The sequence below is a fragment of the Yinghuangia soli genome (genome assembly GCF_021502675.1).
Classification (GTDB): Bacteria; Actinomycetota; Actinomycetes; order Streptomycetales; family Streptomycetaceae; genus Yinghuangia; species Yinghuangia soli.
In genome coordinates this window covers 1-25,630 of record NZ_JAKFHA010000042.1, presented here as the reverse complement: position 1 = coordinate 25,630, position 25,630 = coordinate 1, and the positions used below count along the sequence as shown (strand labels likewise).

Annotated in this window: 22 protein-coding genes; 11 read left to right on the top strand and 11 right to left on the bottom strand. The window is 72.8% G+C overall.

Features of this window, described 5'->3' with window-relative positions:
- Positions 1 to 2: 2 nt before the first annotated feature.
- Positions 3 to 1,226 (bottom strand): ATP-grasp domain-containing protein, encoded by a 1,224-nt coding sequence (locus tag LZ495_RS38115; protein ID WP_235057771.1) that lies wholly within the window; start codon positions 1,224 to 1,226, stop codon positions 3 to 5.
- 805 nt (positions 1,227 to 2,031) lie between these two features.
- Between LZ495_RS38115 and LZ495_RS38110 the strand changes: the two genes are divergently transcribed.
- From LZ495_RS38110 to LZ495_RS38095, 4 genes are all read left to right on the top strand, one after another.
- On the top strand, positions 2,032 to 2,355 hold the full coding sequence (locus LZ495_RS38110) for a DUF6412 domain-containing protein (protein WP_235057770.1): 324 nt from the start codon (positions 2,032 to 2,034) through the stop codon (positions 2,353 to 2,355).
- 473 nt (positions 2,356 to 2,828) lie between these two features.
- A complete protein-coding gene (locus LZ495_RS38105) occupies positions 2,829 to 3,872 on the top strand; it encodes a YidC/Oxa1 family membrane protein insertase (RefSeq protein ID WP_235057769.1) in 1,044 nt (347 codons plus the stop codon).
- Between the two features lie 118 nt (positions 3,873 to 3,990).
- On the top strand, positions 3,991 to 4,833 hold the full coding sequence (locus LZ495_RS38100) for an exonuclease domain-containing protein (protein WP_235057768.1): 843 nt from the start codon (positions 3,991 to 3,993) through the stop codon (positions 4,831 to 4,833).
- A gap of 89 nt (positions 4,834 to 4,922) precedes the next feature.
- A complete protein-coding gene (locus tag LZ495_RS38095) occupies positions 4,923 to 6,029 on the top strand; it encodes an amidohydrolase family protein (RefSeq protein ID WP_235057819.1) in 1,107 nt (368 codons plus the stop codon).
- Between the two features lie 69 nt (positions 6,030 to 6,098).
- On the opposite strand, the gene LZ495_RS38090 is transcribed toward LZ495_RS38095, so the two are convergent.
- Genes LZ495_RS38090 through LZ495_RS38075 form a run of 4 tightly spaced genes read right to left on the bottom strand, consistent with a single transcriptional unit; the run spans position 6,099 to position 10,318 of the window.
- The gene (locus LZ495_RS38090) at positions 6,099 to 6,782 is read right to left on the bottom strand and encodes an ABC transporter ATP-binding protein (RefSeq protein ID WP_235057767.1); all 684 of its coding nucleotides are present in this window, start codon (positions 6,780 to 6,782) and stop codon (positions 6,099 to 6,101) included.
- Positions 6,782 to 7,612 carry an ABC transporter ATP-binding protein gene (locus LZ495_RS38085; protein WP_235057766.1) on the bottom strand — a complete coding sequence of 277 codons (831 nt, stop codon included), beginning with the start codon at positions 7,610 to 7,612 and terminating at the stop codon, positions 6,782 to 6,784. The genes LZ495_RS38090 and LZ495_RS38085 overlap by 1 nt, the downstream gene beginning before the upstream one ends.
- Positions 7,613 to 7,614: 2 nt before the next feature.
- Positions 7,615 to 9,651, bottom strand: coding sequence for an ABC transporter permease (locus LZ495_RS38080; RefSeq protein ID WP_235057765.1), 2,037 nt, complete (start codon positions 9,649 to 9,651; stop codon positions 7,615 to 7,617).
- 4 nt (positions 9,652 to 9,655) lie between these two features.
- Positions 9,656 to 10,318, bottom strand: coding sequence for a hypothetical protein (locus LZ495_RS38075; protein ID WP_235057764.1), 663 nt, complete (start codon positions 10,316 to 10,318; stop codon positions 9,656 to 9,658).
- A 403-nt stretch (positions 10,319 to 10,721) separates the two neighbouring features.
- On the opposite strand from LZ495_RS38075, the gene LZ495_RS38070 reads away from it, so the two are divergent.
- Positions 10,722 to 11,279, top strand: coding sequence for an MTB12 C-terminal domain-containing protein (locus tag LZ495_RS38070; RefSeq protein WP_235057763.1), 558 nt, complete (start codon positions 10,722 to 10,724; stop codon positions 11,277 to 11,279).
- Positions 11,280 to 11,474: 195 nt separating this feature from the next.
- Positions 11,475 to 12,842, top strand: a complete 1,368-nt coding sequence (locus LZ495_RS38065; RefSeq protein ID WP_235057762.1) for an ABC transporter substrate-binding protein — start codon at positions 11,475 to 11,477, stop codon at positions 12,840 to 12,842.
- Positions 12,843 to 12,949: 107 nt separating this feature from the next.
- Here LZ495_RS38065 and LZ495_RS38060 read toward each other — a convergent pair whose 3' ends face one another.
- Positions 12,950 to 14,245: a D-alanyl-D-alanine carboxypeptidase family protein gene (locus LZ495_RS38060; RefSeq protein WP_235057761.1), complete on the bottom strand. Its 1,296-nt coding sequence runs from the start codon at positions 14,243 to 14,245 to the stop codon at positions 12,950 to 12,952.
- 255 nt (positions 14,246 to 14,500) lie between these two features.
- Here LZ495_RS38060 and moaA point away from each other — a divergent pair, with 255 nt between their 5' ends.
- The gene (gene moaA, locus LZ495_RS38055; protein WP_235057760.1) at positions 14,501 to 15,532 is read left to right on the top strand and encodes a GTP 3',8-cyclase MoaA; all 1,032 of its coding nucleotides are present in this window, start codon (positions 14,501 to 14,503) and stop codon (positions 15,530 to 15,532) included.
- Positions 15,533 to 15,556: 24 nt separating this feature from the next.
- Here the strand turns inward: moaA and LZ495_RS38050 are convergent, their stop codons facing one another.
- The 5 genes from LZ495_RS38050 to LZ495_RS38030 all read right to left on the bottom strand — a co-directional run bounded on the left by LZ495_RS38050 (position 15,557) and on the right by LZ495_RS38030 (position 20,435).
- Positions 15,557 to 15,847, bottom strand: a complete 291-nt coding sequence (locus LZ495_RS38050) for a hypothetical protein (RefSeq protein WP_235057759.1) — start codon at positions 15,845 to 15,847, stop codon at positions 15,557 to 15,559.
- Between the two features lie 332 nt (positions 15,848 to 16,179).
- Positions 16,180 to 16,737: a DUF3099 domain-containing protein gene (locus tag LZ495_RS45135; protein WP_308268723.1), complete on the bottom strand. Its 558-nt coding sequence runs from the start codon at positions 16,735 to 16,737 to the stop codon at positions 16,180 to 16,182.
- A gap of 151 nt (positions 16,738 to 16,888) precedes the next feature.
- The gene (locus tag LZ495_RS38040; RefSeq protein WP_235057758.1) at positions 16,889 to 17,437 is read right to left on the bottom strand and encodes an RNA 2'-phosphotransferase; all 549 of its coding nucleotides are present in this window, start codon (positions 17,435 to 17,437) and stop codon (positions 16,889 to 16,891) included.
- A 59-nt stretch (positions 17,438 to 17,496) separates the two neighbouring features.
- Positions 17,497 to 18,921, bottom strand: a complete 1,425-nt coding sequence (locus LZ495_RS38035) for a metallopeptidase TldD-related protein (protein WP_235057757.1) — start codon at positions 18,919 to 18,921, stop codon at positions 17,497 to 17,499.
- Positions 18,918 to 20,435 (bottom strand): TldD/PmbA family protein, encoded by a 1,518-nt coding sequence (locus LZ495_RS38030; RefSeq protein ID WP_235057818.1) that lies wholly within the window; start codon positions 20,433 to 20,435, stop codon positions 18,918 to 18,920. Before LZ495_RS38030 ends, LZ495_RS38035 begins: the two co-directional genes overlap by 4 nt.
- Before the next feature lie 311 nt (positions 20,436 to 20,746).
- On the opposite strand from LZ495_RS38030, the gene fabG reads away from it, so the two are divergent.
- From fabG to LZ495_RS38010, 4 genes are all read left to right on the top strand, one after another.
- The gene (gene fabG / locus LZ495_RS38025) at positions 20,747 to 21,451 is read left to right on the top strand and encodes a 3-oxoacyl-[acyl-carrier-protein] reductase (RefSeq protein WP_235057756.1); all 705 of its coding nucleotides are present in this window, start codon (positions 20,747 to 20,749) and stop codon (positions 21,449 to 21,451) included.
- A gap of 3 nt (positions 21,452 to 21,454) precedes the next feature.
- On the top strand, positions 21,455 to 22,228 hold the full coding sequence (fabI, locus tag LZ495_RS38020; protein ID WP_235057755.1) for an enoyl-ACP reductase FabI: 774 nt from the start codon (positions 21,455 to 21,457) through the stop codon (positions 22,226 to 22,228).
- A gap of 130 nt (positions 22,229 to 22,358) precedes the next feature.
- A complete protein-coding gene (locus tag LZ495_RS38015) occupies positions 22,359 to 22,661 on the top strand; it encodes a hypothetical protein (RefSeq protein ID WP_235057754.1) in 303 nt (100 codons plus the stop codon).
- A gap of 622 nt (positions 22,662 to 23,283) precedes the next feature.
- On the top strand, positions 23,284 to 25,620 hold the full coding sequence (locus LZ495_RS38010; protein WP_235057753.1) for an MMPL family transporter: 2,337 nt from the start codon (positions 23,284 to 23,286) through the stop codon (positions 25,618 to 25,620).
- Positions 25,621 to 25,630 lie beyond the last annotated feature (10 nt).

Below are 25,630 nucleotides of genomic sequence, written 5' to 3'. Positions count from 1 at the left end.
TTTCAAGGTAGTGCGGGACCGGGCTGCGGCTTGGGTGGGGCGCCGGCGCGGATCCGGGTCCAGGCGTTCGGCGTCAGGGCGTGGGGTGTGGCCTCGGGTGGGGCGGTGCGGGTCAGAGCCCGGGCGGGGGCGGTCAGGAGCGAGGTGGCCAGGCCCAGCAGGTAGGGGATCGCGTACGACTCCTGGCGGGCGGGGAGCAGTTCCTCGGTGCTGCCGCGGTAGATGCCGGTGCGGGTGGCGGCGCGCCACAGTTCGCGGAGGACGGCCAGGCGGCCCTGCTCCGCGGCGGCGAAGGCTGCAGGCACGAACTGGTGTGTCAGGACGTCCGGTCGGCCTGCGGGCAGGGCCGGCGGGGCCTGGCCCAGCGAGACGCCGATGAGGGCGCCGAGCAGGTCGACGCCGGAGCGTTGGGCGTTGGCGGGTTCGACGAGGCGCGGGTTGACGTCGATCCAGAGCGGGCCCTCCGGGGTGAGGACGCCGTCCATCGCGAGAGCGCCGTGCCAGCCGATGTGCGCGCCGAGGAGCGTGATGTGCTCCCGGGCGTACGGGAGTTCGATGCTGCGCTTGGCGGCTGCGCTGCCGCGGTGGCCGGGGGCGGTGTGCTCGTACGTGTGTGCGGCGACCAGGCGGCCGTTGTCGAACACCGCCTGGACGGTGACGAGGCGGCCTTCGGCGCGGTGCTGGACGAGAACGCGGCCGCCCGCGGCGAATGCGCCCTCGGTTTCGAGGCGGTCGGCAAGGCGGAGCAGTTCCTCGCGGCGCTGCACCTCGTGGACGCCGGCGCCGCCGATGCCGAGGGGGAGCTTGACGTACAGCGGGGGGTCGGAGACCTGGCGGAGCGCCTCGGCCGTGCTGACGACGAACGCCTCGGGCTGGGGAAGGCCTATCTCGGTGAGGGTGACACCGGCGGAGACCTTGTCCTGCACGCGTTCGAGCGAGGCAAAGCGGGGTGCGGCGACGCGGCCGGCGAGGGCGGACGAGGCGGACTCGGCGCGGGACAGGACCGCGGTCTGCTCGCCGGTGGATATCAGGACGTCATGGCCCTCGGCGTGCATGACTTTCTCCGCGGCGTCCAGCCACCCCCAGGGGTCGACGGCGAACGCCGGCACCGGATGCACCCGGCCGATGGACGGCGGCAGGCGGAGCGGGAGCCGGCCCGCGGGCATGAGGACGTCGACGTCGTGGCCGGCGAGGCCGAGCAGGAGGGCGACCTGCCGCGATGTCATGCCGAAACCGTCGGAGAGCAGTACGCGCACGCGCACATCCTGGCATCGCGGGGGGCGTGGCGGGCAGGGCTTCGCGCGAGGAGGTTGGCGGGCGGGGCGGGCGGCGCTCGGCGGTGGGGCGGCGGGAGGTTTTGGGAAGTGGAGAAGGGAGTCAGGGGCGGGTAAAGAGGGTGGATCCCTTGCAATCCACAACGAATCGGGGAGGGGAAGAGTTCCGGGGGTTGTCGGGGCGGGGGCGGGGGCGGGTCGGGTCGGTCGGTTTGGTCGGTTTGGTCGGCTCGGCCTGGCTCGGGCCGGTCGGTCGGGCTGGCCGGTCGGGCCGGGCTGGCTCGGGTCGGGTCGGGTCGGGCTGGCTCGGGTCGGGCCGGTCGGGTCGGGTTAGCTCGGATCGGCTGGGCTGGGCTGGGTCGATATGGGCTTGGACGGGCTGGCTGGGGTCGGATCGGCCGGGCGCCGCGGGTCAGGTCGGGTCAGGCCGGGATTGGCCGAGGTCGGGCCAGTCGGGCCGGGGCGGGTTAAGTCGGGCAGGCCGGGATGGGCCGAGGTCGGTCAGGGACAGGGCAAGGCGAATCAGGGCGGGCTGGGGAGTACAGCCGGGGGTGGATCGGGTCGGGGCGGGGCGGGCTGAGTCGGGCAGGTGGGGATTGGCCGAGGTCGGGTCAGGCAGCGGGGCAAGGCGAATCAGGGCGGACTGAGGAAGGCAGCCGGGAGCGGTCCGGTCGCGAGTGGGCTTGGCGGTGGGGTTGTGCGGCATGTGATGCTGTCCGGAGCACGACACCACTACATCCCTCGGGGAGGTGAGCACATGGCAGCCCTCTGGGCCTGGATCTCGGCCGAGGTCGTCCGGCTGCTCATGCTGCCCGCGCTCACCGACAGCTCCGCGTTCGCCGACACGTCGGCGGGCGGGGGCGGGATCCTCGGGCTGGCCCTGGCCGCCCTGCTCGCGGCGCTGGCCCTCGTGGTCGCCGTCCGGGTCGCCCAAGACCTCGGCGGCACCCGCAGCCCCGCGTACGTCCGCGCCCTGACGATGCGCGCCCTCGCGCTGCGCCTCGCCTTCCTCCCGCTCCGCGACCCGGACGCCCGGGGACGCACCCGGCCCCGGGCCCCGGACGCGGTCGCCACGTCGTGACGACCGCACTGCAGGCCTGACCGGCCTCGGCGCGTACCCCGCAGGCAACAGTCGCGTGCCTGTGTGCGGACGTGCCCGCGTCTCCTGATCGTCGTTTCCGTGCTGATGCGCTGATGCGCTGATGCGCTGATGCGCTGATGCGCTGATGCTGATGCCCACCCTGCTGCCGCCAGGCGCGGCGGACCCGTGGCCTGGCTGCTGCGGCCAAAGCGTGCAGCGGCTCTGCGGCTCCGCGGCCCTGCGGCCTTGAGCCCTGCCGCTCCGCGGCTGCGACTCCGCAGCCTCGTGGTCTCGTGGCCCCTCCGGCTCCATGGGCCTTCGGCATCGCAGCACCCGCATCGCCACCAGCACCGACGTCTCCAGGTACGCGCCGCCGCCTATTCCGTCCTGCCCCGCGCAGCCCCTGCGCACCGGTCGTCCGACGAGTGGTTCCGCACCCGCGAACTCGTCTCGCCGACACCCGGAGAACACCCATGCCTGCCGCAATCCCCACCGACACCGTCCTCGCCGCACCCGGCTTCCTCACCGGACCGATCGACCTCGCCGGCACCCTCGTCTCGAACCTCTCCGACCTGCTCCACCCGACATTCGGCACCGCGTCCGTCGCCGCCGCCATCGTGCTGTTCACCATGAGCATCCGCGCACTGCTCAGCCCGCTCGGCTACATCCAGGCCCGCGCCCAACTCGGCCGCGAACGCCTCGGCCCCCGCATCGCGCTCATCAACCACCGGCACGCCAAGGACCCGGCCCGGCAGCAGCGCGAACTCGCCGAGATGTACCGCTCCGAGGGCGTCTCGCCGCTGGCCGGCTGCCTGCCCGCGCTGGCCCAGGCGCCGTTCCTGTTCCTGCTGTTCTCGCTCTTCCGCGGCAGCGGCGACATCCTGTCCCACGCGCTCGCCGGGATGCCGCTGTCCGCCCACCCGTTCGCCGAACTTGGCGGCTCCGCCGCAGCCGCGGACGCCGCTGCCGCCGCCGTGGCGGCTCTCGTCCTGGCCGTCGCGCTCACCGCAGCCTGCCTCCACGTACGCAACGCCAAGGCCACCACCCGCCGCGCGCAGGCACTCTCCGCGGCAAGCGCGGCAAGCGCAGCCGCAGAAGCCGGCAAGAGCAGCGGCAAGGGGGCCAACAAGGGCTCCGGCAAGAACAAGGCCACCAGCAAGTCCAACAGCAATGCCAACAGCCAGGCCAACAGCAACAAGGCCAACAGCAAAGCCGGCAGCAACAAGGCCAGCAGCAACAAGGCAAGCAGCAACAAGGCCGACAGCAAAGCCCCCACCGCCACCAAACCCGCGCCCGTCCCGACCGCCGCCGCCCCCGCCCCTGCCCCCGCAGCCCTGCCCCCCGCCTTCACCCGCGCCCTCCCGTACCTCCCCCTCACCCTCGTCATGTCCGTCGGCGCGGTGCCCCTCGCCGCCGGGCTCTACCTCGTGACCAGCTCGCTCTGGACGGCCGCCGAACGGCCCCTGATGCGGGCCCTGGCTGCGCGGCGGAGCCGGGACGTCGCCGCGACCGCGTAGCGTGTGGATCACTTGACTCTGGGTCGTGTCCGCAGGACTGTTCCGGGGCCAACCGGCTTACTGCGAACCGCACATGTCCCGACGTCCTCACGCAACGAACAAGCGAGGTATCCAGCCTGTGGCCACCAACCGATATGGCGCCGCCTGTGCCACCTGTTCGACGTACGTCCCGCCCGGCGAAGGGGTGCTGACCCGCATCGACGGCGCCTGGACGACCTACTGCAAGGACTGCGAGCCCAAGCCGGCCGCACCCGCCCGCGGCGGCCACGAGGGTTGGCACCAGGGGCCGTTGGCCGCCTTCGACACCGAGACGTCCGGCATCGACGTCGGCACCGACTTCATCGTCACCGCGGCCGTCTGCGACAGCACCGGCGTCCGGCACACGTGGCTGATCCACCCCGGCGACCGCGAGATCCCCGCCGAAGCCACCGCGGTGCACGGGATCACCACCGAGCACGCCCGCGCACACGGGCGGCCCGCCGCCGAATGCCTCGACGAGATCGCCGCCGTCCTCGCCGGCTACCTGGCCGCCGACACCCCGCTCGCGGTCTACAACGCGGTGTTCGACCTCACCCTCCTGGAGGCCGAACTCCGACGCCACGGCCTCACGCCGCTCGCGCACCGCGTGCCCGTGCTCGGCCCCGTCGTCGACCCGCTCATCGTCGACAAGCAGCAGGACCGGTTCCGGCGCGGCAAGCGCACCCTGGAGGCCACCAGCGCCTTCTACGGCGTCACCCTGGCCGACGCGCACACCGCGGACGCCGACGCGCAAGCGTGCCTGCGCCTCGCCCAGGAACTCGGCGCCCGGTACCCGAAACTGGCTGCCATGGACATCCGGACCCTGCACAACGAGCAGCGCGCCTGGGCCGCCGAACAAGCCGCGTCCTTCCAGGCCTACCTCGACCGCACGAAGCCCGGCCACGGCGAAGTCATCGCCCGAGACTGGCCGGTGATCCCGTGACGGGCGGCCCCGGCAGCCCCGCCAGCCCCGGCGTCCCCGGCGGCGCCGACCGCCCCGAGGGCACGGACCGCACGAGCGCCGGCCCCCGCGTGCTGCACGTCCAAGGCCCCGTCCTCGTCGGACCCGACGAGGTACGCGACGAACTCTGGGTGCTCGACGGCCGCATCACCTTCGACCGCCCCCGCTACACCGCCGGTGCGGCCGACACGGAGACCGTCCGCGGCCACGTCCTGCCCGGCCTCGTCGACGCGCACTGTCACGTCGGCCTCGACGCGCACGGCGCCGTCGACCACGACACCGCCGAACGCCAGGCCCTCACCGACCGCGCGGCCGGTGCCCTCCTGCTGCGCGACGCGGGCTCGCCCGCCGACACCCGCTGGGTCGACGGCCGCGAAGACCTCCCGCGGCTCATCCGGGCCGGCCGCCATCTCGCCCGCCCGCGCCGCTACTTGCGCAACTACGCGCACGAGATCGAGCCCGGCGACCTCACCGCGTACGTCATGCAGGAAGCCCGCCGCGGCGACGGCTGGGTCAAACTCGTCGGCGACTGGATCGACCGCGACCGCGGCGACCTCGCGCCCTGCTGGCCCTACGAGGCGCTCAAAGAAGCCATCGACGCCGCGCACGCACTCGGCGCCCGCGTCACCGCGCACTGCTTCTCCGAAGAGTCGCTGCCCGACCTGATCGCGGCCGGCATCGACTGCATCGAACACGCCACCGGCCTGACCGAGGACATGATCCCGGAGTTCGCCGCCCGCGGCACCGCGATCGTGCCGACCCTCGTCAACATCGACACCTTCCCCGGCATCGCGGACGCCGCCGCGGCGAAATTCCCCGAATACGCCGCCCACATGCGCGCCCTGCACACCCGCCGCTACGAGACCGTCCGCTCCGCCTACGACGCCGGCATCCCCATCTACGTCGGCACCGACGCCGGCGGCTCCCTCGCCCACGGCCTGGTCGGCCGGGAAGTCGGCGAACTCGTCCGCGCCGGACTCCCCGTCGCCGACGCACTGTCCGCGGCCACCTGGTCCGCCCGCAAGTGGCTCGGCCACCCCGGCCTGGAGGAAGGCGCCCCCGCGGACTTCGTCGTCTGCGAAACCGACCCCCGCGAGGACGTCACCGCACTCCTGGCCCCGCACGCCGTGGTCCTGCGCGGCACGATCCGGGACGGGGCGGCAGCGACGGCGACCTGACGGCAACTCCCTTCCCGTCCCTCCCGCCGAGGGCGCACCCTCGGCGGCAGGCACACCTCCGCCCGCGGCTCAGTCGAACAGCGCCACGTGGCCGTCGGACAGCAACTCGCCCGGCTCGCCGGCGAACGCGACCCGGCCGCGGCGGAGAACGTACGCCACGTCCGCGCGGCGCAGCGCCTCGCCCGCGTACTGCTCGACCAGGACGACCGTGCGCTGCCCGCCCGCGGCAAGCTGCCCGACCACGTCGTACAACTGCGCCACGACACGCGGAGCCAGCCCCTGGCTCAGTTCGTCGAGGAGCAGGACGCGCGAGGGCCGCAGCAGCGCCCGGGACACGGCCAGCATCTGCTGCTCGCCGCCGGACAGCGTCCCGGCCTGCTGCCCGAGGCGCTTGCGCAGCACCGGGAAAGCGTCGAGCGCCGGGTCGACCGGGTTCCCGCCGGCGAAGACGAGCAGGTTGTCGCGGACCGGCAGCCCCGCGAAGACCCCGTGCCCGTCCGGGATCAGCGCCATGCCGTCGCGGGCCCGCTCGGACGCGGTCCAGCCGGTGACGTCGCGGCCGTCCCACTCGACGCGCCCCGCCGCCGGGGACAGCAGCCCCGCCAGCGTGCGCAGCACCGTCGACCGGCCCGCGCCGTTGCGGCCCAGCAGCGCGGTCACCGCACCCGCCGGGAACGCCAGGTCGACGCCGTGCAGCGCCTCGACCGGGCCGTAGCGGACGCGGACCCCGCGCAAAGCCAGGGAGACGGGCATCAGCGGCCGTCCTCGGGAGTGCCGGTCACCGGGTCGAGATAGGCCGCCCGGGCCGCCGCATCCTCGCGCACCTGCGCGGGCGGACCGGACGCCACCACCCGCCCCGCCGCCATCACGTACACCGTGTCGGACACCCCGAACACCAGCTCCATGTCGTGCTCGACCAGCAGCACCGCAAGCCCCTCGTCGGCCAGCCGCCGCAGCAGCGCCCGCATCCGCGCGGTCTCCGCATCGTCCAGACCGCTGGCCGGCTCGTCCAGCAGCAGCACCGACGGCCCGGCCGCCAGCGCCCGGGCCAACTCGACCAGCCGCAGCGTCCCGGTGGGCAGCTGCCCGCACGGGACGTCCCGCAGCTCGGTCAAGTCGACCGACGCCAAAGCCTGTTCGACGGCCTCGCGGGTGCGGCCGCGGGCCGGATCGGGCAGGCCGAGCAGCCGCGCCGTCGCACTGGCACCCGCGTGGTTCTCCGCACCCACCCGCAGGTTGTCGGCCACCGAGAGACTCGGGAACACCGACACCACCTGGAACGTCCGGGCCATGCCCAGCCGCGCACGCCGATGGTCCGGCAGCCGCGTGATGTCCCGGTCGCCCAGCCGGATCCGGCCCTCGTCCGGGCGCTGCGCCCCGGCCAGGCAATGGAACAACGTGCTCTTGCCCGCCCCGTTCGGCCCGATCACCGCCGTCACCTCGCCGGGCGGGACCGTCAGACTCACCCCGTCCACCGCCCGCAGCCCGCCGAAATGCCGCACCAGACCGGACGCCTCCAACGCCAAGCGGGGCGCGCGGGGCCGCGCCGCAGGACGGGACGTACGCCGGAACACGGACTTCATGCTCACTTCGCACCCGCCTCAGGACGCGACGGCTGCGGCGACCGCGACCGCGACCGCGACGACGACGGCGGCTGCGGCGGCTGCGGTGACCGCGAGGCTGCGTCGCGCGGCACCCGGGCGCGCAGGGCGCGCCCCGCCGGAGTGAGGCGCAGCGCAGGCACGCCGCTCAGCAGATCCGGTCGTGTGCCGTCCGCAGCCGGGGCGGACCCGGACAGCAGCAGCCGGCGCGCCGTCGCCAGCGCGCCGCCCGGCATCCGGGACAGCAGCACCGCCCCGACGCCGATCACGATCGTCGACACACCCGGCCGGGTGCCCGCGTCCAGCCCCACGATCAGCGCCGCCGCCAGCACCGCGCCCGCCACGCTGTCCACCCCGAACACCACCACCGCGGCGAACCAGATCAACCCCGCGATCGGATCGAACGCCTGCGCGTCGAACGAACGCCCGGACATCCCCAGCAGCGCCCCGCCCAGCGCGGCCACGCCCGCACTCACCGCGAACACGAAGACCTTCAGCCCCGGCACGTCGATACCCGACGCCGCCGCCCCGCCCTCGTTGTCCCGGATCGCCACCAGCATCCGCCCCAGCCGCCCGTCCTTCAGCCGCCGCACCGTCAGCAGCACCAGGCCGAGGCAGACCAACTCCAGGATGTAGAAAGAGCGTTCATCGTCGAACGGGTACGGATGGTCGAGCCGCAGCTCGGTCGTGAACATCGGCTGGGCGAACACGAACCGGCTCACCACCACCGCCACCGCGAACGTCGTCAGCGCAAGCGCCAGACCCCGCCGCCGGATCGCCGGCCACCCCGTCACCAGCCCGATCGGGATCACCAGAAGCGTCGCCAGCAGCAGCGCCACCAGCCCCGGCACCTCCGGCAACCCGAAGAACTGCCCGCTCATCAGCGACGCCGCGATCAGCGCACCCAGGCCCGCATACCCGGCCTGCCCCAGCGACACCTGCCCGGCGTACCCGGTCACGATCACCAGCGAGACGAACACGATGGCCAGCGCCGGTACTTGCTGCGCCGACTGCAGATGGTCCGTGCTCAGCACGAGCGGCGCCGCCAGCAGCAGCGGGTACGGCAGCCACCACAGCGCAGGGAGCCGCGCCGGAGTACCCGTCTCGATCCGCGTCTGCGCACCGCGCGCACCCACCTCCACCATGCGCGGCAGCAGGAGCAGCGCCAGCAGCAGCACGACCGCGAACAGGTTCGACTGCAGCGCCTGCAGCATCTCCTGCGCGCGGCCCTCCAGTTGCACGCGCGTCAGCTCGCTCTGCCCCACCCCGATCGCCACCGCGACCAGGATCGCCACCGGCAGGCTCGCCAGCCGCGCCGCCACCGCGACGCCGATGGTCCCCAGCACCAGCAGCGTCAGACCGAACGGGTCCAGACGCAGATGCGGGGCCAGCAGAATCCCGGTCAACCCGGCCAGCATCGACCCGAACGCCCAGCCCACCGCCGACACCCGGTCCGCGGCCACCCCGGTCAGCTCGGCCAGTTCGCGCCGGTCCACCACCGCGCGCAGGTCCGCCCCGAACGACGTGTACCGGGTCACCGCGCCGACCAGCAGCGCGATCCCGACCACCACCCCCAGGTCGACCAGCGCCGCCCCGGACACCGTGGCATCGCCCCACAACTCGACCGTGCCCACGTCGAACAGCGTCGGCGGGTCGAGCCGCGACTCGGTGCCCCACGTCAGGATCGCGATGCCCAGCAGCATCACCAGCACGCCCAGCGACGCCGCCAGCATCTCCGCCGGCCCCGCCCCGCGCCGCATCAGGCCGCGGAACACGAACCGCTCCAGGAGCAGCCCGAACGCGGGCGCCACCACCAGCACGTCGAACAGCGCGGCCGGCACCACCGGCCAGCCCCACACGCGTACTTGCTGCCACAGCAGGTACGCGATGACCATCGCCAGCGCACCGAAGCCCAGGTTGAACACCCCGGTCGCCCGGTACGACGTGATCAGCCCCACCGCGGCCAGCGCGGCGATCGCCCCGACGGCCAGCCCGGCGAGGGCGAGGTCGATGGTCAGCATCGCGTCAGTCGGCCGAACCGGCCGCGGCCCGGCGCGCGGCACCCGCATCGCCCGCACCACTGCCGTCGCCGCCGACCGCACCGCCGTCCGCACTGATACCCGCGCCGCCGTCCGCAGCGTCCGCGGCCTCCGCCGGACCGCCCGCCGGATCGCACAGCGCACACGCCCGCAGATCCAACTCCGCGGCCCGCGCGGCATCCAGCGCGAACACCCCGGCCTTGCCGCGCACCAGCTCGCAGTCGGGGCGGTGGTACCGCGCCCCGGCCGGCAGCGACACCCACGGGCCCGCGGGATCGGCATCCGCAGTCGCCGCCGCGTCCGCCGGCCCGGCCGCCGATCCCGCGCTCACTCCGGAACCCGCCCCCGGCACCGCTGCGTCCGCGGGCAGCGGGCGGTCCGCAGGCTCCAGGACCAGCGCATGCAGCTCGGCCACCTGCCGCCGCAGCGCCTCGTCGCCCCCGGCGCCACCCGCGCCGCGCATCCGCGCCGCGATCAGCACCGCGCCCGCGACGATCAGCGCGGCACCCGGAATCGTCGCCGACGCCAGGTACGGGATCTGGCGCGCCTCGTACTTCTCGCCCGACACGCCGTACCACCCGACCGCGCACAGGATCGCGCCGACCAGGACGACCAGCCACCCCCCGTACACCCGGACGGCCGCACGCACATCGCCGTCCCAGCGTGGTCTACCCGAACCCTCCACCGGCCCGCCTCACTTGTTCGCCGCTCGCCGCCGACTGCCGTGGGGCGCCCGCACCGCCGGAAACTGCGGATGCGGTCGTCCTGTGTCCGGTCCAGATTAGATGCGGTCGAAAGGGAACACCGGAGTTTCCGGGTTCGCGCGCGTCCCGGACATCCAGGGCACGATTCGATACCGACCAGGTACCGACGGCATGTCGGTAACTGCGTTGGGATACAGGTGGGTCACGGGATTCTCATGCGACCCCCAGTCGCTATGTGACGCACGGGTAGGGTGCCGTACGCTCCGACCTGACTTCTGTGATCTACGCCGAGTGACCCTCGGCGGGAACGGATGGTGAAAGCACATGCGGAACATACGGACTCGTCGCATGGCGTGGGCGGCTCTCCCGGTCGCCGGCATCCTGCTGCTCGCCGGCTGCGGCGACGACGACAAGGACGACAAGGGCTCCAGCAGCACCGCCCCGTCCTCCGCCCCGTCCAGCCAGGCCCCCGCGCCGAGCAGCGCCGCCCCGACCTCGGCCAAGCCGACCGGTGCGTCCTCGGCGCCCGCCGGTGCGGTGGACCAGTCCACCTGGAGCGCCGACCAGAAGGCCGCCGCCGCGGCGTACGGCTCGCTGTTCGACCCGAAGACCCCGGTCGCCGACCGCAAGGCGCTCATCACCGACTCCGAGTCCATCGCGCCGCTGATCGACGGCCTGCTGGCCCACCCGGTCATGGGCACCGCCTCGCTCAAGGTGAAGGACGTCAAGGTCACCGGCGACAAGGCCGCGGTCACCTTCGACGTGCTCATCAGCGGTGCGCCGGCCTACGAGAACCGCACCGGCGAGGCCGTCAAGGTCGACGGCAAGTGGAAGGTCAGCAAGAGCGTCATCTGCGGCTTCGGCCAGGGCCTCGGCGTGCAGCTGCCGCCCGGCTGCGCCGCCTGACGCTGAACCGGCCCGGGTACGACCGGGCCGGCTCGGACGGTTCGACCGCATGCGGCCGAACCGGCAGCGCCGGCACACCGTCCTAGACGGCAAGGGCTGCGGGTACGTGCACCTCCGCGCACGTACCCGCGGCCTTCGGCATATTCCGGTACGTTCCGGACGACCCCGGGATGTCCGCGACCCTGGGAGCCGCCCATGCGCAGCGCAGCCCGCACCCCCGCAGCCGCGGCCCTGGCCGCTGTCCTCGCGCTCCTCCTCGGAGCCTGCGGCTCCCGGCTGCCGGAAAGCGACTTCGAGTCCGTGCAGGGCCCGGCCGGGCCGGCCACCGCCCCGCCCGCCGCGAACACCGCCTCCGACGTGGGCGTCACCCCGGGCGAGATCAAGATCGGCATGCTCGACACCGCGTCCGGCATCCTCGGCGGCGACACCTTCTCGCCGCCCATGTACGGCGCGCAGGCCTTCTTCCAGGCCCTCAACGACAAGGGCGGCATCAACGGCCGCAAGATCACCGTCGTCGGCTGCGACGACGAGGGCGTCGGCAGCCTCAACCAGAAGTGCGCCCGCAAACTCGTCGACGACGAGAAGGTCTTCGCGCTCGCCGGCAGCAGCATCTACAAGTACGACGGCGCCGAGTACATCAGCTCCAAGGGCGTCCCCGACGTCGGCGGCATCCCGATCGGGAACGCCTACGACACCTACCAGCACCTGTACAGCCTCTACGGCTCCAGCGCGCCGCGGAACGGCCAGATCGGCTGGGGCGGCACGCTCTACCAGAACACCGCCGTCTACCGGTACTTCAAGGACAAGCTGGGCGCCCGCACCGCCGCCGTCGTCTCGTACAACCAGGCCGACTCCGCGCGCTACGCGCAGACCATCAAGGACGGCCTCAAAGCCGAGGGCTACACCGTCGTCGACAAGCAAGTCGACTTCGCCCTCGCCAACTTCGACGCGGCCGTGGTGGACATGAAGAACCGCGGCGTCGACATCGTCTTCGACGCCATCGACACCCGCGGCAACTCCCTGCTGTGCAAGGCGATGGACGGCGCCGGGCTGCGCGTGCAGGCCAAGGTCTCCACGGTGCAGAGCCAGAACGCGCAAGTGTCCGACGACTTCGCCGACTCGCCGAACTGCCGCAACGCCATCCAGTCCACCGGCACCAGCCGCTCCTACGAGGACGTCGGCCACCCCGCCGTCGCCGAGTTCCGCGCCGCGATGGCGAAGTACTTCCCGGACCGCGAGGACAAGATGGCCCAATGGACCCTGGAGGGCTGGGCGTCCGCGCAATGGCTCGCCGACGCCATCGCCTCCTGCGGCGCGAACGTCACCCGCGCCTGCGTCGAGGCCTTCGTGAACCGCCCCGAGGGCTACGACGCGCACGGGCTGCTGATCCCCGTCGACTTCCGGCCCGAGACCGCCGAACAGGCCCGCGAACCCGCCAAGTGGTGCACCAACGTGGTCCGTTGGCAGGACACCGCGAACGGCGGCCGGGGCGGCTGGGTCGACCAGGTCCCGGACATGAACACGAACTGCGCGAACGTGCCGTCGCTGCCGTACAAGCCCTGAACCCGGGCCGGACGCGGGCACCGCACACACGGCGGACGGGCCGCGCATCCGCGCGGCCCGTCCGGTCGTTCAGCCGTTCAGCCGTTCAGCCGTTCAGTCTGTGCGGCCTACGGGTGCGGCTTGAGGGCCGGGCAGCCCTCCGTCTTGTACTTCGCGCGGAACTCGAAGTGCCACGACTCGTTCCCGTAGATCTGGCACCAGCCGTACTGCGCTCCCTTGGCCTTCATCCACGGCTGCGCGGCCTGGTTGATGTCGATCGCGATGCCGTCCACATGCGACGACTCGTCCGGCGGCAGCACCCGGTTGCGGGCCGCGGCCGACGAGCCGGTCTTCGCGACCTCCTGCTCCCACAGGTCCTTCTGGTGCTGGTACGACCGCTTGCCCGAGGTCAGCGTCATCTGGACGCCCTCGGCGGCCATCGCCTGCTTCGCCGCGGAGTACGCGGCGGACGCCGCGGCGGTGAGCTTGCCCGGGTCGCGGGCCCCCGGGTCGTCGCTGACGCCGTCGCCGTCGGTGTCCACCGGAGCCTTGCTGCCGGTCGACGCGGTGCTCGTCGGCGACTTCGAACCCGCCTTGGACGGACCCGTGCTCGGCGCCTTCGACGTCCTCGTCGGCGCGGCGGAGGCCGTGCTCTCCGGTCCGCTGCTGGGCGACGGCAGCGGGCCCGCGGTCGGCGGGGCGACCGGCAAAGGCGTCGAGTCGGCGGCCTTGGCGGTCTTGCCCGACGAACCGCCGTCCAGGAACTTGACCGCCGCGAGCCCCGCGCCGGCCAGCGTGACCGCGCCGACCACGCCCCACAGCACCGCGGTACGCCGGCGCCGCCGGCCGCCGGATTCGTGCTCGACGGCGGGACCCGCGGGTATCCCGCCGTTCCCGTTCCGGTCCGCGGCCGGCCCCGGCACCGCCGCGAAGGCGCCCGCGGCGCCCGCGGCACCCTCCGCGCCGCCGGCCTGCGGCACCGCGGCCGCGCCCATCGCGTACGCCCCGAGGTCCAACTCCGCGGCGCCGTCATGGGAATCCCGGGAATCCCGGGAGTCACGGGAACCCCCGGAAGCCTCGCGGGCGGCTTCTGCCGGGCCTTCCGGGGACCCGGGGGCCCCCGAGGCCCCAGGGGCCCGCACCGGGGCCGTGGCAGCCGTCCCGGGGCCCGCGGCAGCGCCGCCGACGTCCTGGATCGGCACCACCTGAGTGGGCAGCTCGCTCGGGCTGCCCGCGGGTGCCGCGCTGCTGCTCGCCTGCCACGCGCTGTCGAGGTACCGCGCGGCGTCCGAATAACTCGGCGACGCCGGGTTCGCTGGCCCCGGGCCCACCCGGTGCCGGGGGCCGCCGGATGCGGCGTCCCCGCCGGCCGGCAGGCCGCTGTCCGGCTCCGGTCCGCGGCCCTGGTCTGGTGTCTGATTCAACGTCGGATCCTCCCCGCAGGATCATTACGTATGACGGCCGTGTGCCGTACCGGGTCGGGCCCCTGCAGCGCTATGGGATACGCCACGCTGCCGGGCTGCAACGCGTCCGGGCGCCCGCTCGTACCGCGACGGGGGCCGGCCCGCCTGCGCGAAGGAGGGTGGCGCCGATCACGTCCTTGCCTGCCGTGCGTACTCTGGGGGCCGAAGCCGGACCCGGCGCCGAAGCACGCCGGCCCTGGGGGTGAGGAGAGCGCCATGACAGTCGAGACGCCGACGACGGGGCCAGGGTTGCAGACCGGGCTCGTCGACGCCTTCGGCCGCGTCGCCACCGACCTCCGGGTGTCCCTGACCGACCGCTGCAACCTGCGCTGCACGTACTGCATGCCCGCGGAAGGCCTCGACTGGCTGCCCAAGCCCGAGCTGCTCACCGACGCCGAGATCGTCCGGCTCATCACCGTCGCGGTCACCCGGCTCGGCGTCACCGAGGTCCGGTTCACCGGCGGCGAACCGCTCATGCGCCGCGGCCTGCCCGGCATCATCGAACAGGTCGCCGCACTCGAACCGCGGCCCAAGCAGTCCGTCACCACCAACGGCCTCGGCCTCACCAAGCTCGCCGGAACGCTCAAGGCCGCCGGCCTGGACCGCGTCAACGTCTCGCTGGACACCCTCGACCCGGCCCGCTTCCACACCCTCACCCGGCGCGACCGGCACCACGACGTCGTGGCCGGCATGGCCGCCGCAGCCGAAGCCGGACTCACCCCCGTCAAGGTCAACGCCGTCCTCATGCGCGGCGTCAACGACGACGAAGCCCCCGCACTCCTGGCCTGGTGCCTGGAACGCGGCTACGAACTGCGGTTCATCGAGCAGATGCCGCTCGACGCCCAGCACGGCTGGAAGCGCGAGCAGATGGTCACCGCCGAGGAGATCCTCCGCGACCTGTCCGCCGCCTTCCGGCTCACCCCCGAAGGCGACACCGCCCGCGGCAGCGCACCCGCCGAACGCTGGCTCGTGGACGGCGGCCCCGGCCGGGTCGGCGTCATCGGCACCGTCACCCGCCCGTTCTGCGGCGCCTGCGACCGCACCCGGCTCACCGCCGACGGCCAGATCCGCAACTGCCTCTTCGCGCGCGAGGAATCGGACCTGCGCAGCGCCTTGCGCGCCGGCGCATCCGACGACGAGCTCGCGGACCGCTGGCGGGCCGCCATGGCCACCAAGAAGGCCGGCGCCGGCATCGACGACCCGACGTTCCTGCAGCCCGCCCGCCCGATGTCCGCCATCGGCGGCTGACCGCCCGGGCGTTCGGCCCCCTGCCTACGCCTGCGAGCCGTCGTCCGGCCTGCCCTGCTGCTCCGGCCCCTGCTGCTCCTGCTGTCCCTGTTGCTCCTGCGCGGTCCACTCGCCGAACGGCACCGTGTCCTTCAGGAACCCGCGCACCGCAAGGAACTGCCCCAGGTGCTCCCGGTGTTCACCGCAGGCCAGCCACGTCTTGCGGCGGTCCGGGGTGTGCAACTTCGGGTTGTTCCAGACCAGGACGTAATCCGGCTCCGCACGGCAGCCCTTGGCCGAGCAGATCGGCTGCGCCGGTTCTTCGGTGGGAAACATGCCCTCAGTATCGCAAGTCCGCATCGCCGCCCCGGCCTGCGGCTGCCCCGACCGGGAACGCCGCGGCGGGAAAGCCCGGTTCCGCTGCGCTGCGTGATGACCGGGGCAGGACACCGGCACCGGCGCAACGGGCCCGGACACGGGCGATGCCGGGCAGCCACGGGGGGAGCCGCCCGGCATCGCGTCGGTCGCTCCGACGGGGGATACGGAGCACGTTTTGAAGTATGGCACGTCCGCGCCCGACGTGAAGCCCCATCCGCGAACGCGTCAGGGGCGATTTTGCGCACGTCTTCCCGACCCCCTGCGGCGGGCCCGCCGCAGGCCGCAACGACTTACTGACGGTTACCTTCTGGCGGACCGTCAGCTGTACCGGGGGCCGGCTTCGCAGGCCCCTCCGGACCGGCTTCCGCGCGGCCCTGGCCCGGCGCATCGCGCACCACGTGCTCGGCCGTCCCGGCCACCGTGGTGACCCACACGCCGCCGTGCCCGGCCGACTTCGCCGCGCCCGGGTCCGCGTCGTCCGGCACGATCCACGCGTCCTCCGGCGTCACCTTGATGTCGTGCCGCTCAGCACTGGTGAGCACCGCCTCGGGCGGCGCCTCGATAGCCCGGTGCGCCTGCGGCGGCACCACCTGCGAAAGCGGCGCGTCACCCGCCTTGCTGCGCCCGCCGTTCGCGACGACCACCGCGACGTACGGCAGCAGCACCGCACCCGCCAGCATCACCCAGCGCAGCGGCCCGCTGAGCACCACCGCGAGCAGGAAGCACACCGTGCGGATCGACATCGACAGCACATAGCGGCGCTGCCGTCCGCGCACGTCCTCGGTCAGGCTCTTGCGCGCACCGCTGATCTCGAAGACCGGTGCCTTGGCGCCATGCTCGCGATTCACCAGCACCCCTTGTCCCGCCGCCGCCGTGCCGTCGGCCGCCTCACTTCCACGGTACGCCCGGCTCCGGGGCGGAACGAGACCGGGGCCCGGGCTTTGCCCCGTGTTGTCCCACGGACGGCCCAGCCCCGGCCCCTGCCGCGCATCCGGCGGCTCACGACTCCCGGCGCACGTACTCCGCAGGGACCGCGGCCACCAGCCACACCCCGTTGGCGGACACCCGGAACACGTGCCCGTCGCGGTGCATGCGGCCCGACTCGACCACCAGCACCACCGGCCGCCCGCGCCGCGCGCCGACCCGGCGCGCCGTGTCCGCGTCCGGCGACAAGTGCACGTCGTGCCGGTCCATCGCCTTGAGGCCCTCGGCGAGGATCGTGTCCACCACCCGGCCCGCCGTCCCGTGGAACAGCTCCTCCGGCGGATCGGCGGGCGGCAGGCCCAGCTCGACCGCGACCGTGTGCCCCTGGTTCGCGCGGATCCGCAGCCCGTCCTCGGACAGCGCGAACCGCTGCTTGTCACTGCGCTCGACCACCAGGTCGAGCTCCGCGCGGGTCACCTCGAAGCCGCGCGCGGCACACGCCGCGAGCAGCTCCCCGATGTCCGCCCAGCCGGCGGGGTCAAGAGCGATGCCGAGGCGCTCCGGCTGGTGCCGGAGCGCCCTCGACAGGTATTTCGACACCTTGACCTGGCGTTTTTCGTCCATGCGCCTCCTCGACGCGAAGGTCCGGGAACCGGCGCCGCCGTCGGTCGGGACGACCGGCGCTACGACGCCTGGCTCACCGAACTCATGTTGAAGTCCGGTACGCGGATCGGCGGCATCGCCGCCCGCGAGAAGTAGTCGCCCCACTCGCGCGGCATGGTCCGCTCGGTGCGGCCCGCCTCGGTCACCCGGCCGAGCAGGTCCACCGGGGACTCGTTGAAGCGGTAGTTGTTGACCGCGCCGACGACCTCGCCGTCCTCGACCAGGTAGACCCCGTCGCGCGTGAGGCCGGTCAGCAGCAGGGTCTGCGGGTCCACCTCGCGGATGTACCACAGGCAGGTCAGCAGCAGGCCGCGCTTCGTGGAGGCGACCATATCCGCGAGCGACCGGTCCGCGCCCGCGCTTTCCAGCACCAGGTTGTCCACGTCCGGCGCCGCGGGCAGCCCGGCCAGCTTCGCCGAGTGCCGGCTGGCCGGCAGCGCGGCCAGCACCCCGTCCGCGATCCACGACGTCGGCGCGAGCGGCAGCCCGTTGTCGAACACCGACGACGTGTCGCCCGACGCCAGCGCCATCGAGAACGGCGCACACGCCAGCCCCGGGTACGCCGGGTCGCTGCGCAGGGTCAGCGGCAGCGTGGCGAGCTTCTCGCCGACCCGCGTGCCGCCGCCCGGCTTGCTGAACACCGTGCGGCCCTCGTGTGCGTCGCGCGCCCCAGCCGACCACGCCAGATAGATCATCAGGTCCGCCACCGCACTCGGCGGCAGCAGCGTCTCGTACCTGCCCGCGGGCAGGTCCACCTGCCGCGCGGCCCATCCGATGCGCTGCTCCAGCTCCGCCTCGGCGGCCGCCACGTCCACGTCCGCGAAGTCGCGCGTCGCGATGCCGTGCCACGCCGAGCGGGCCATGTCCGCCGACTTGGCGTTCAACTCGAAGGTGCCGGTGGGCTGGTCGTGCCGGGCCCGCAGGCCCGCGGAGTTGCCCACGTACGTCGACGTCATCTCGTGCGACGCGAAGCCGTACAGCTTGCGGCCCCCGGCCCGGGCGCGGGCGAACGCCTCGCCGAGCGCCGGTGCGAAGTCCTTGAACACCTCGATCGAGGTGCGCGCCGGGGCGTCCCCGAAGCCCGCCGCGAACCCGGTGCCGGACACCAGCGGATTGGCGTCCTCGGCCGGACCGGCCTGCCGCGCCGCCGCCTCGGCCGCCCGCACCAGCTCCTCCAGCTGGTCGACCGTCACCCCGCTGCGCGAGACCACGCCCGACGCGGTGCCCTCGGCACCGTCCACGGTCGCCACCACCGAGACCTGGCGGCCCTGCGTGAGGCCGTTCGTGGTCAGCGAGTTGCCCGCCCAGCGCAGGTTCGCGGTGGTGCTCTCCTGCGCGATCACCACGCAGCCGTCCGCCTGCGACAGCGCGAGCGCCCGCTCCACGATCTCGCCCGGCGCGGTCACCGCACCCGTGCCGTGCGTCCCCTGGGTCCCCTGCGTCATCGTCCGGCCTCCTGCACCGTGTTGAGCACCCGCACGCCGCGGAACAGCGCCGAGGGGCAGCCGTGGCCCACCGCGGCGACCTGGCCGGGCTGCGCCTTGCCGCAGTTGAACGCGCCGCCGAAGACGTACGTCGACGGTCCGCCGAGCGCCTCCATCGAGCCCCAGAAGTCCGTCGTGGTGGCCTGGTAGGCGAAGTCCTTGACCTGCCCGGCCAGTTTGCCGTTCTCGATGCGGTACGCGCGCTGCCCGGTGAACTGGAAGTTGTAGCGCTGCATGTCGATGGACCACGACTTGTCGCCCATGATGTACAGCCCGCGCTCCACCCCGCCGATCAGATCCGCGGTCGAGCGGTCCTCGGCGGCCGGCTTCAGCGAGACGTTCGCCATCCGCTGCACCGGCACGTGCGCGGGGGAGTCCGCGAACGCGCAGCCGTTGGACCGGCCGAAGCCCTGCATGCGGGCCATGTTGCGGTCCAGCTGGTAGCCCACCAGCACGCCGTCCTTGACCAGGTCCCAGCTCTGCGTCGCGACGCCCTCGTCGTCGTACCCGATGGTGGCCAGGCCGTGCTCCGCGGTGCGGTCGCCGGTCACCTGCATGATCTCCGAGCCGTACTTGAGGGTGTTCAGCTTGTCGAACGTCGCGAACGACGTGCCCGCGTACGCCGCCTCGTAGCCCAGCGCCCGGTCCAGCTCGGTGGCGTGCCCGATCGACTCGTGGATCGTCAGCCACAGGTTGCCGGGATCGATGACCAGGTCGTACGTGCCCGCCTCGACCGACGGCGCGGCCACCCGCTCGGCCAGCAGCGAGGGCAGCTCGGCCAGTTCGGCCTTCCAGTCCCAGCCGGTCCCGGTCAGGTACTCCCAGCCGCGGCCGACCGGCGGCGCCAGCGTGCGCATCGACTCGAACGCGCCGCCGTTCACCGCCATCGCGGTCAACTGGGGGTGCAGCCGGACCCGCTGCTGCGTAGTCGAGGTGCCTGCGGTGTCCGCATAGAACTTGTTCTCCTGGACCGCCATGAGCGACGCGTCGACGTGGTCCACGCCGTCCGCCGCGAGCAGGTCCCGGCTCCACTGCGCGAGCAGCGCGATGCGCTCGGCCTCGGGCACCTCGAACGGGTTCACCTCGTACGCCGAGACCCACACCGCGTCCGCGTACACCGGCTCCGGGGCCAGCTCGACCCGCTCGTCCGAACCCGACGCGTCGGCGATCGAGCGCGAGACCCGGGCGACCGCGACGGCCTCCTCGGCGACCCGCACCGCGGCGTCCACGGTCAGGTCGACGCCTGCCGCGAAACCCCACGCGCCCTCGTGCACGACGCGCACCGCGAACCCGACATCGGTGGAGTCCAGGGCGGCCTCGGTGCGCCCGTCGCGCAGCCTCACATGCGCATCGCGGATTCTCTCGAGGCGGAAGTCCGCGTGGGCGACGCCCAGTTCGCGGGCCCGCCCGAGGGCGGCATCGGCCAGCCGGCGCAGCGGATACGCCTCGAAGGCCGGATCGATCGGGTGCGGCACGGGTCTGCTCACCTGTCTTTCTGCTGCTACTGCTGCTGCCTGGATCCAGGTCACGCGCTGTTCGGCAGTCAATCACGGGGCGGCACCGCGGCACCGGTGGATTTGCCCGCGGCGCGCGGTATCGCGTGGCTTCGGACCGTCCCTGCTACAGGCGCAGAGCAGGTCTGGAACAGGTGCCGAGCAGGTACGGAGCGGTTGGCGACTTCCCACAGGAGCGGCCCCGATCTTCTTGTCGAGGGCGATTCCACGTACCGCGCGGTAGACCGATACGGTCGACGGACCGTTGGGCTCTATCTATGAGGAGTGATCCGTTGAGCCGGTCCGTACTGGTCACCGGAGGCAACCGAGGCATCGGCCTGGCGATCGCGCGGGCCTTCGCCGCCGAGGGCGACAAGGTCGCGGTCACCTCGCGCTCCGGGGAAGCGCCCGAAGGACTGTTCGGCGTCCGCTGCGACATCACCGACCCCGAGCAGGTCGAGCAGGCGTTCAAGGAGGTCGAGGCCCACCAGGGTGCCGTCGAGGTCCTGGTCGCCAACGCCGGCATCACCAAGGACACCCTGCTCCTGCGCATGAGCGAAGACGACTTCGCGCAGGTGATCGACACCAACCTCACCGGCACCTTCCGCGTGGTCAAGCGGGCCAGCAAGGGCATGCTGCGCGCCAAGAAGGGCCGCATCGTCCTCATCTCGTCGGTCGTCGGACTGCTCGGCTCGGCCGGCCAGGCCAACTACGCGGCCTCCAAGGCGGGCCTGGTCGGCTTCGCCCGGTCGCTGGCCCGCGAGCTGGGGTCGCGCAACATCACCACCAACGTGGTGGCACCCGGATTCGTGGACACCGCGATGACCGAGGTGCTCGGCGAGGCCCGCAAGGCCGAGATCCTGGCCCAGGTGCCGCTGGGCCGCTACGCGAGCACCGAGGAGGTCGCGGGCGTGGTCCGCTTCCTGGCCTCGGACGCCGCGTCGTACATCACCGGAGCCGTCATCCCCGTGGACGGCGGACTTGGAATGGGGCACTGACGCATGGGCGACCTTCTGGCCGGCAAGCGCATTCTCGTCACCGGCGTCCTGACGGACGCCTCGATCGCCTTCCACGTCGCGCGCCTCGCGCAGGAGGAAGGCGCCGAGGTCGTCCTCACCGGCTTCGGCCGCCTCTCACTGGTCAACCGCATCGCGGGCCGGCTGCCCAAGCCCGCGCCGGTCATCGAGCTGGACGTGACGAACCAGGAGCACCTCGACGCGCTCGCCGAGAACGTGCGCCAGCACGTGGACGGCATCGACGGCGTCGTGCACTCGATCGCCTTCGGCCCGCAGGACGCGCTCGGCGGCAACTTCCTTAATACCAAGTACGAGGACGTCTCCACCGCAGTGCAGGTCTCGGCGTTCTCGCTGAAGTCGCTCACCATGGCGACCCTGCCGCTCAAGCCGAAGGACGGCTCGCTGTCGGTCGTCGGCCTGGACTTCGACGCGCAGGTCGCGTGGCCCGGCTACGACTGGATGGGCGTCGCGAAGGCCGGCCTCGAGGCCACCTCGCGCTACCTCGCCAAGTACCTCGGCGACCAGAACGTGCGCGTCAACCTCGTCTCGGCCGGCCCGGTCAAGACCATGGCGGCCCGCTCGATCCCCGGCTTCGACGCGTTCGAGGGCGTCTGGAACGAGAAGGCCCCGCTGGGTTGGGACCTCAATGACCCCGAGCCCGCCGCGCGCGGCGTGGTCGGCCTGCTGTCCGACTGGTTCCCCAAGACCACGGGCGAGGTCGTGCACGTCGACGGCGGCCTGCACGCCATGGGCGCCTGATCTTCCGACGTTCCGCCTGAGGGCCGACGACCGCACTCCGCGCGGCCGCCGGCCCTCAGGCGTTGCACAGCCGGGGGACAAGCTCCCGACCCGGGGCAAAGCGCCCGCGGGCGTCTGCGAGACTCGTTCCATGTCCGCATCACCGTCGCAGCCCGGGCCCGGCAAGGGCGAGTCCTCCAAGGAGCGGTACGCCCGTGCCGTCGCGGCCCGCAAGGCCCGCGAGGAGCAGGCCCGCGCCGTCGAGGCCGAGGCGCACAAGGCCCGCGCGGACGCCGCGGCCGCGGACCGCGCCGCCCAGGGCGAGGACGTCTTCGTCCCGGTGCTGGCCCCGCCGGACCCGGACAAGCCGGCCGGCAAGGCCATGCTCGCCATCCTCGGCGCGATGCTCCTCATCACCGGCGCCATCGCCATCCTGGCCACGCTCATCAGCTGACCCCGGCCCGAAGCCGCGGACGCGGCGAAGGATGCACGCACGCCCCCGGCAGCGTGGAGTGCTCTGTGCCCGGCACGCCCCGCTGCAGCTCGGCCTCCTCCGCCTGCGCCCGGGCGCGTCGACCGCGCTCCGAGCCGCCCGGCACGCACGCCGAGGCATGACCGCGGTCGGGCGAGCACCGGATCCGCAGCGCGCCCATTGCCCGGACGCTCGTCGTCGCCCCGTCGCTTTCCTGCGGCCGCCGCTCCGCCGTTCCGCGGTGGCTTCGTCAACTTCCTTGCTGCTCACGCGAATTGACTTGGTATCAGGGCAACTCCGGGCGGGGTTCTGATATCCGCGCCCACCGGGCAATTCGCGCATTGTGGCTACTCGGTATGCATCGAACGATCTTGCCGCCGTAGGTTCTTGGCCGACGCCACGGGTCGGCTCACCGGCGCAGCCGCGCCGTCCCGGGGGTGGGGTTAGCCCTACCACCGGTACGGGCGCCCACACCCGCGCGATACGGCAGGCCGCCGGATGGGTCCGTTCGCCCCGCACTCGTAGCGTCGTACCGACAGCACGGGAACCACCGACTCGGGGCGGTTCCGCCGCGTACGCACACGCGACGAAGGAGAACGAACCCATGGCACGCAGGCGCAATCTCGCCGCCTCGATGGGCGGTTGGAGCGCACGAAACCGGAAGACCGCAGTGCTCGCCTGGCTGCTCTTCGTGGTCCTGTCGGTGGTCATCGGCAGCATGGCCGGTTCCAAGGAACTGTCCGAAGGCGACATGACGCCCGGCGAGGCCGGCCGCGCCGAGAAGATCATCGAGAAGGCCGAGGTCGAGGACCCGGCAAGCGAGATGCTGCTGGTCACCAGCACCGCCGGCAAGCGCGCCGACGACCCGGCCGTCAAGGCCGCGGTCGCCGACATCCTGGGCCGCCTCCAGGCCAGCGGCAAGGTCGAGAACATCCGCTCGCCCTACGACCCGAAGGTCGAAGGCGCGATCTCCGAGGACGGCACCGCCGCCCTCGCGCAGTTCGACATCATCGGCAAGCCGGACGACGCGGTCGACCAGCTCGACCCGATCATGGACGCCATCGCGGCCGGCAAGGCGGCGCACCCCGAGGTCAAGGTCGCGCAGCTCGGCGACGCGACCTCCGAGAAGTGGTTCAGCGACACCATCGGCAAGGACTTCAAGACCGCCGAATGGACCGCGGTCCCGCTCGCGCTGGGCATCCTGCTCATCGCCTTCGGCGCCATCGTCGCGGCCCTGCTGCCCGTCGTGCTCGCGCTGACCGCCTTCATCGCGGCCGGCATCGGCCTCCTCGCGCTGGCCACCCGGATCATCCCGACCAGCGAGGTCACGATGTCCGTGATGCTGCTGATCGGCCTCGCGGTCGGCGTCGACTACTGCCTCTTCTACATCCGCCGCGAGCGCGAGGAGCGCGCCAAGGGCCGCGACCCGGAGCGCGCCCTGGAGATCGCCGCCGCGACCTCCGGCCGCTCGGTCCTCATCTCCGGCATCACCGTCATGGTCGCCATGGCCGGCATGCTGCTCACCGGCCTGGACCAGTTCCAGTCCATGGCGCTGGGCACCATTCTGGTCGTCTTCACCGCGATGCTCGGCTCGGTCACCGTCCTCCCGGCGCTGCTCTCGATGCTCGGCGACAAGGTCGACGCGGGCAAGATCCCGGGCCTGGGCCGCATGCGCCGCCCGTCGCCGGACGGCGGCAAGTTCTGGGGCGCGATCCTCGGCACCGTGCTCAAGCGCCCGCTCGCCTGGACCCTGGTGGCCGGCGGCCTGCTGATCGCCCTCACCATCCCGGCCTTCGACATGAAGAAGTCGCTGCTGCCGCTGGACAAGGAACTCCCCAAGAACGAGCCCATCGTCCAGACCTACAAGGAGATCAACGCGAAGTTCCCCGGCGGCCCGTCCCCCCAGGTCGTCGTGGTCAAGGCCCCGGACATCAACGCCGCGGACTTCAAGGCAGCGGTGCAGGCGTTCCGCGACGCGGCCATCGCCAAGGGCATCGCGACCGACCAGATCGAGGAGCGCACCTACCCGGGGCACACCGACCTGATGAGCATCAGCGTCCCGTTCACCCCGGGCGACGACGTCAAGAAGCTCAAGCAGCTGCGCAGCGACGTCATCCCCGGCACGCTGGAGAAGGTCAAGGGCGTCGACGCCCCGGTCACCGGCGACGTCGCGGGCACCGAGGACTTCAACGCCCAGCTGGACAAGACCACCCCCATCGCGTTCGGGTTCGTGCTCCTGTTCGCCTTCCTGCTGATGCTGGTCTCGTTCCGCTCGCTCAACATCGCGATCACCGCGATCGTGCTCAACCTGCTCTCGGTGGGCGCCGCGTACGGCGTGCTCACGCTGGTCTTCCAGCACGGCTACGGCGACTTCCTGGTCGGCACCGACGCCCCCGGCGCGATCACCTCGTGGCTGCCGCTGTTCCTCTTCGTGGTGCTCTTCGGCCTCTCGATGGACTACCACGTGTTCGTCGTCAGCCGGATCCGCGAGGCGTACGACAAGGGCATGAGCACCAATGACGCGGTCGCCCACGGCGTGCGCAGCACCGCCGGCGTGGTCACCAGCGCCGCGGTCATCATGGTGGCGGTGTTCGCGGTCTTCGGCACCCTGTCCATGCAGCAGATGAAGCAGATGGGCGTCGGCCTCGCGGTCGCGGTCCTGCTGGACGCCACGATCATCCGCGCCATCCTGCTGCCGGCCGTCATGGGCCTCCTCGGCGACCGCAACTGGTACCTGCCCAAGTGGCTCGGCTGGCTGCCGCAGATGGACCACGGCAGCGGCGACGACGATGACGAGCCCAAGGCCGCCGCACCCCGCGAGCCGGTCCTGGCCGGCCGCCACGCGGCGCCGTACCACGCCGGTCACGACACCGGTGACGACATCGGGTGGGGCACCGACGTCTCCGGCTCCGGCCGCCTCCCCAAGCCCCCGGTGGGCTGACGGTCCGGCC

Excerpts from the sequence above, each read along its gene's own strand:
- LZ495_RS38115 (WP_235057771.1), bottom strand. The coding sequence starts at position 1,226 with ATGACATCGCGGCAGGTCGCCCTCCTGCTCGGCCTCGCCGGCCACGAC.
- LZ495_RS38110 (WP_235057770.1), top strand. The coding sequence starts at position 2,032 with ATGGCAGCCCTCTGGGCCTGGATCTCGGCCGAGGTCGTCCGGCTGCTC.
- LZ495_RS38105 (WP_235057769.1), top strand. The coding sequence starts at position 2,829 with ATGCCTGCCGCAATCCCCACCGACACCGTCCTCGCCGCACCCGGCTTC.
- LZ495_RS38090 (WP_235057767.1), bottom strand. The coding sequence starts at position 6,782 with ATGCCCGTCTCCCTGGCTTTGCGCGGGGTCCGCGTCCGCTACGGCCCG.
- LZ495_RS38085 (WP_235057766.1), bottom strand. The coding sequence starts at position 7,612 with ATGAAGTCCGTGTTCCGGCGTACGTCCCGTCCTGCGGCGCGGCCCCGC.
- LZ495_RS38080 (WP_235057765.1), bottom strand. The coding sequence starts at position 9,651 with ATGCTGACCATCGACCTCGCCCTCGCCGGGCTGGCCGTCGGGGCGATC.
- LZ495_RS38070 (WP_235057763.1), top strand. The coding sequence starts at position 10,722 with ATGGCGTGGGCGGCTCTCCCGGTCGCCGGCATCCTGCTGCTCGCCGGC.
- LZ495_RS38065 (WP_235057762.1), top strand. The coding sequence starts at position 11,475 with ATGCGCAGCGCAGCCCGCACCCCCGCAGCCGCGGCCCTGGCCGCTGTC.
- moaA (WP_235057760.1), top strand. The coding sequence starts at position 14,501 with ATGACAGTCGAGACGCCGACGACGGGGCCAGGGTTGCAGACCGGGCTC.
- LZ495_RS38050 (WP_235057759.1), bottom strand. The coding sequence starts at position 15,847 with ATGTTTCCCACCGAAGAACCGGCGCAGCCGATCTGCTCGGCCAAGGGC.
- LZ495_RS38040 (WP_235057758.1), bottom strand. The coding sequence starts at position 17,437 with ATGGACGAAAAACGCCAGGTCAAGGTGTCGAAATACCTGTCGAGGGCG.
- LZ495_RS38035 (WP_235057757.1), bottom strand. The coding sequence starts at position 18,921 with ATGACGCAGGGGACCCAGGGGACGCACGGCACGGGTGCGGTGACCGCG.
- fabI (WP_235057755.1), top strand. The coding sequence starts at position 21,455 with ATGGGCGACCTTCTGGCCGGCAAGCGCATTCTCGTCACCGGCGTCCTG.
- LZ495_RS38015 (WP_235057754.1), top strand. The coding sequence starts at position 22,359 with ATGTCCGCATCACCGTCGCAGCCCGGGCCCGGCAAGGGCGAGTCCTCC.
- LZ495_RS38010 (WP_235057753.1), top strand. The coding sequence starts at position 23,284 with ATGGCACGCAGGCGCAATCTCGCCGCCTCGATGGGCGGTTGGAGCGCA.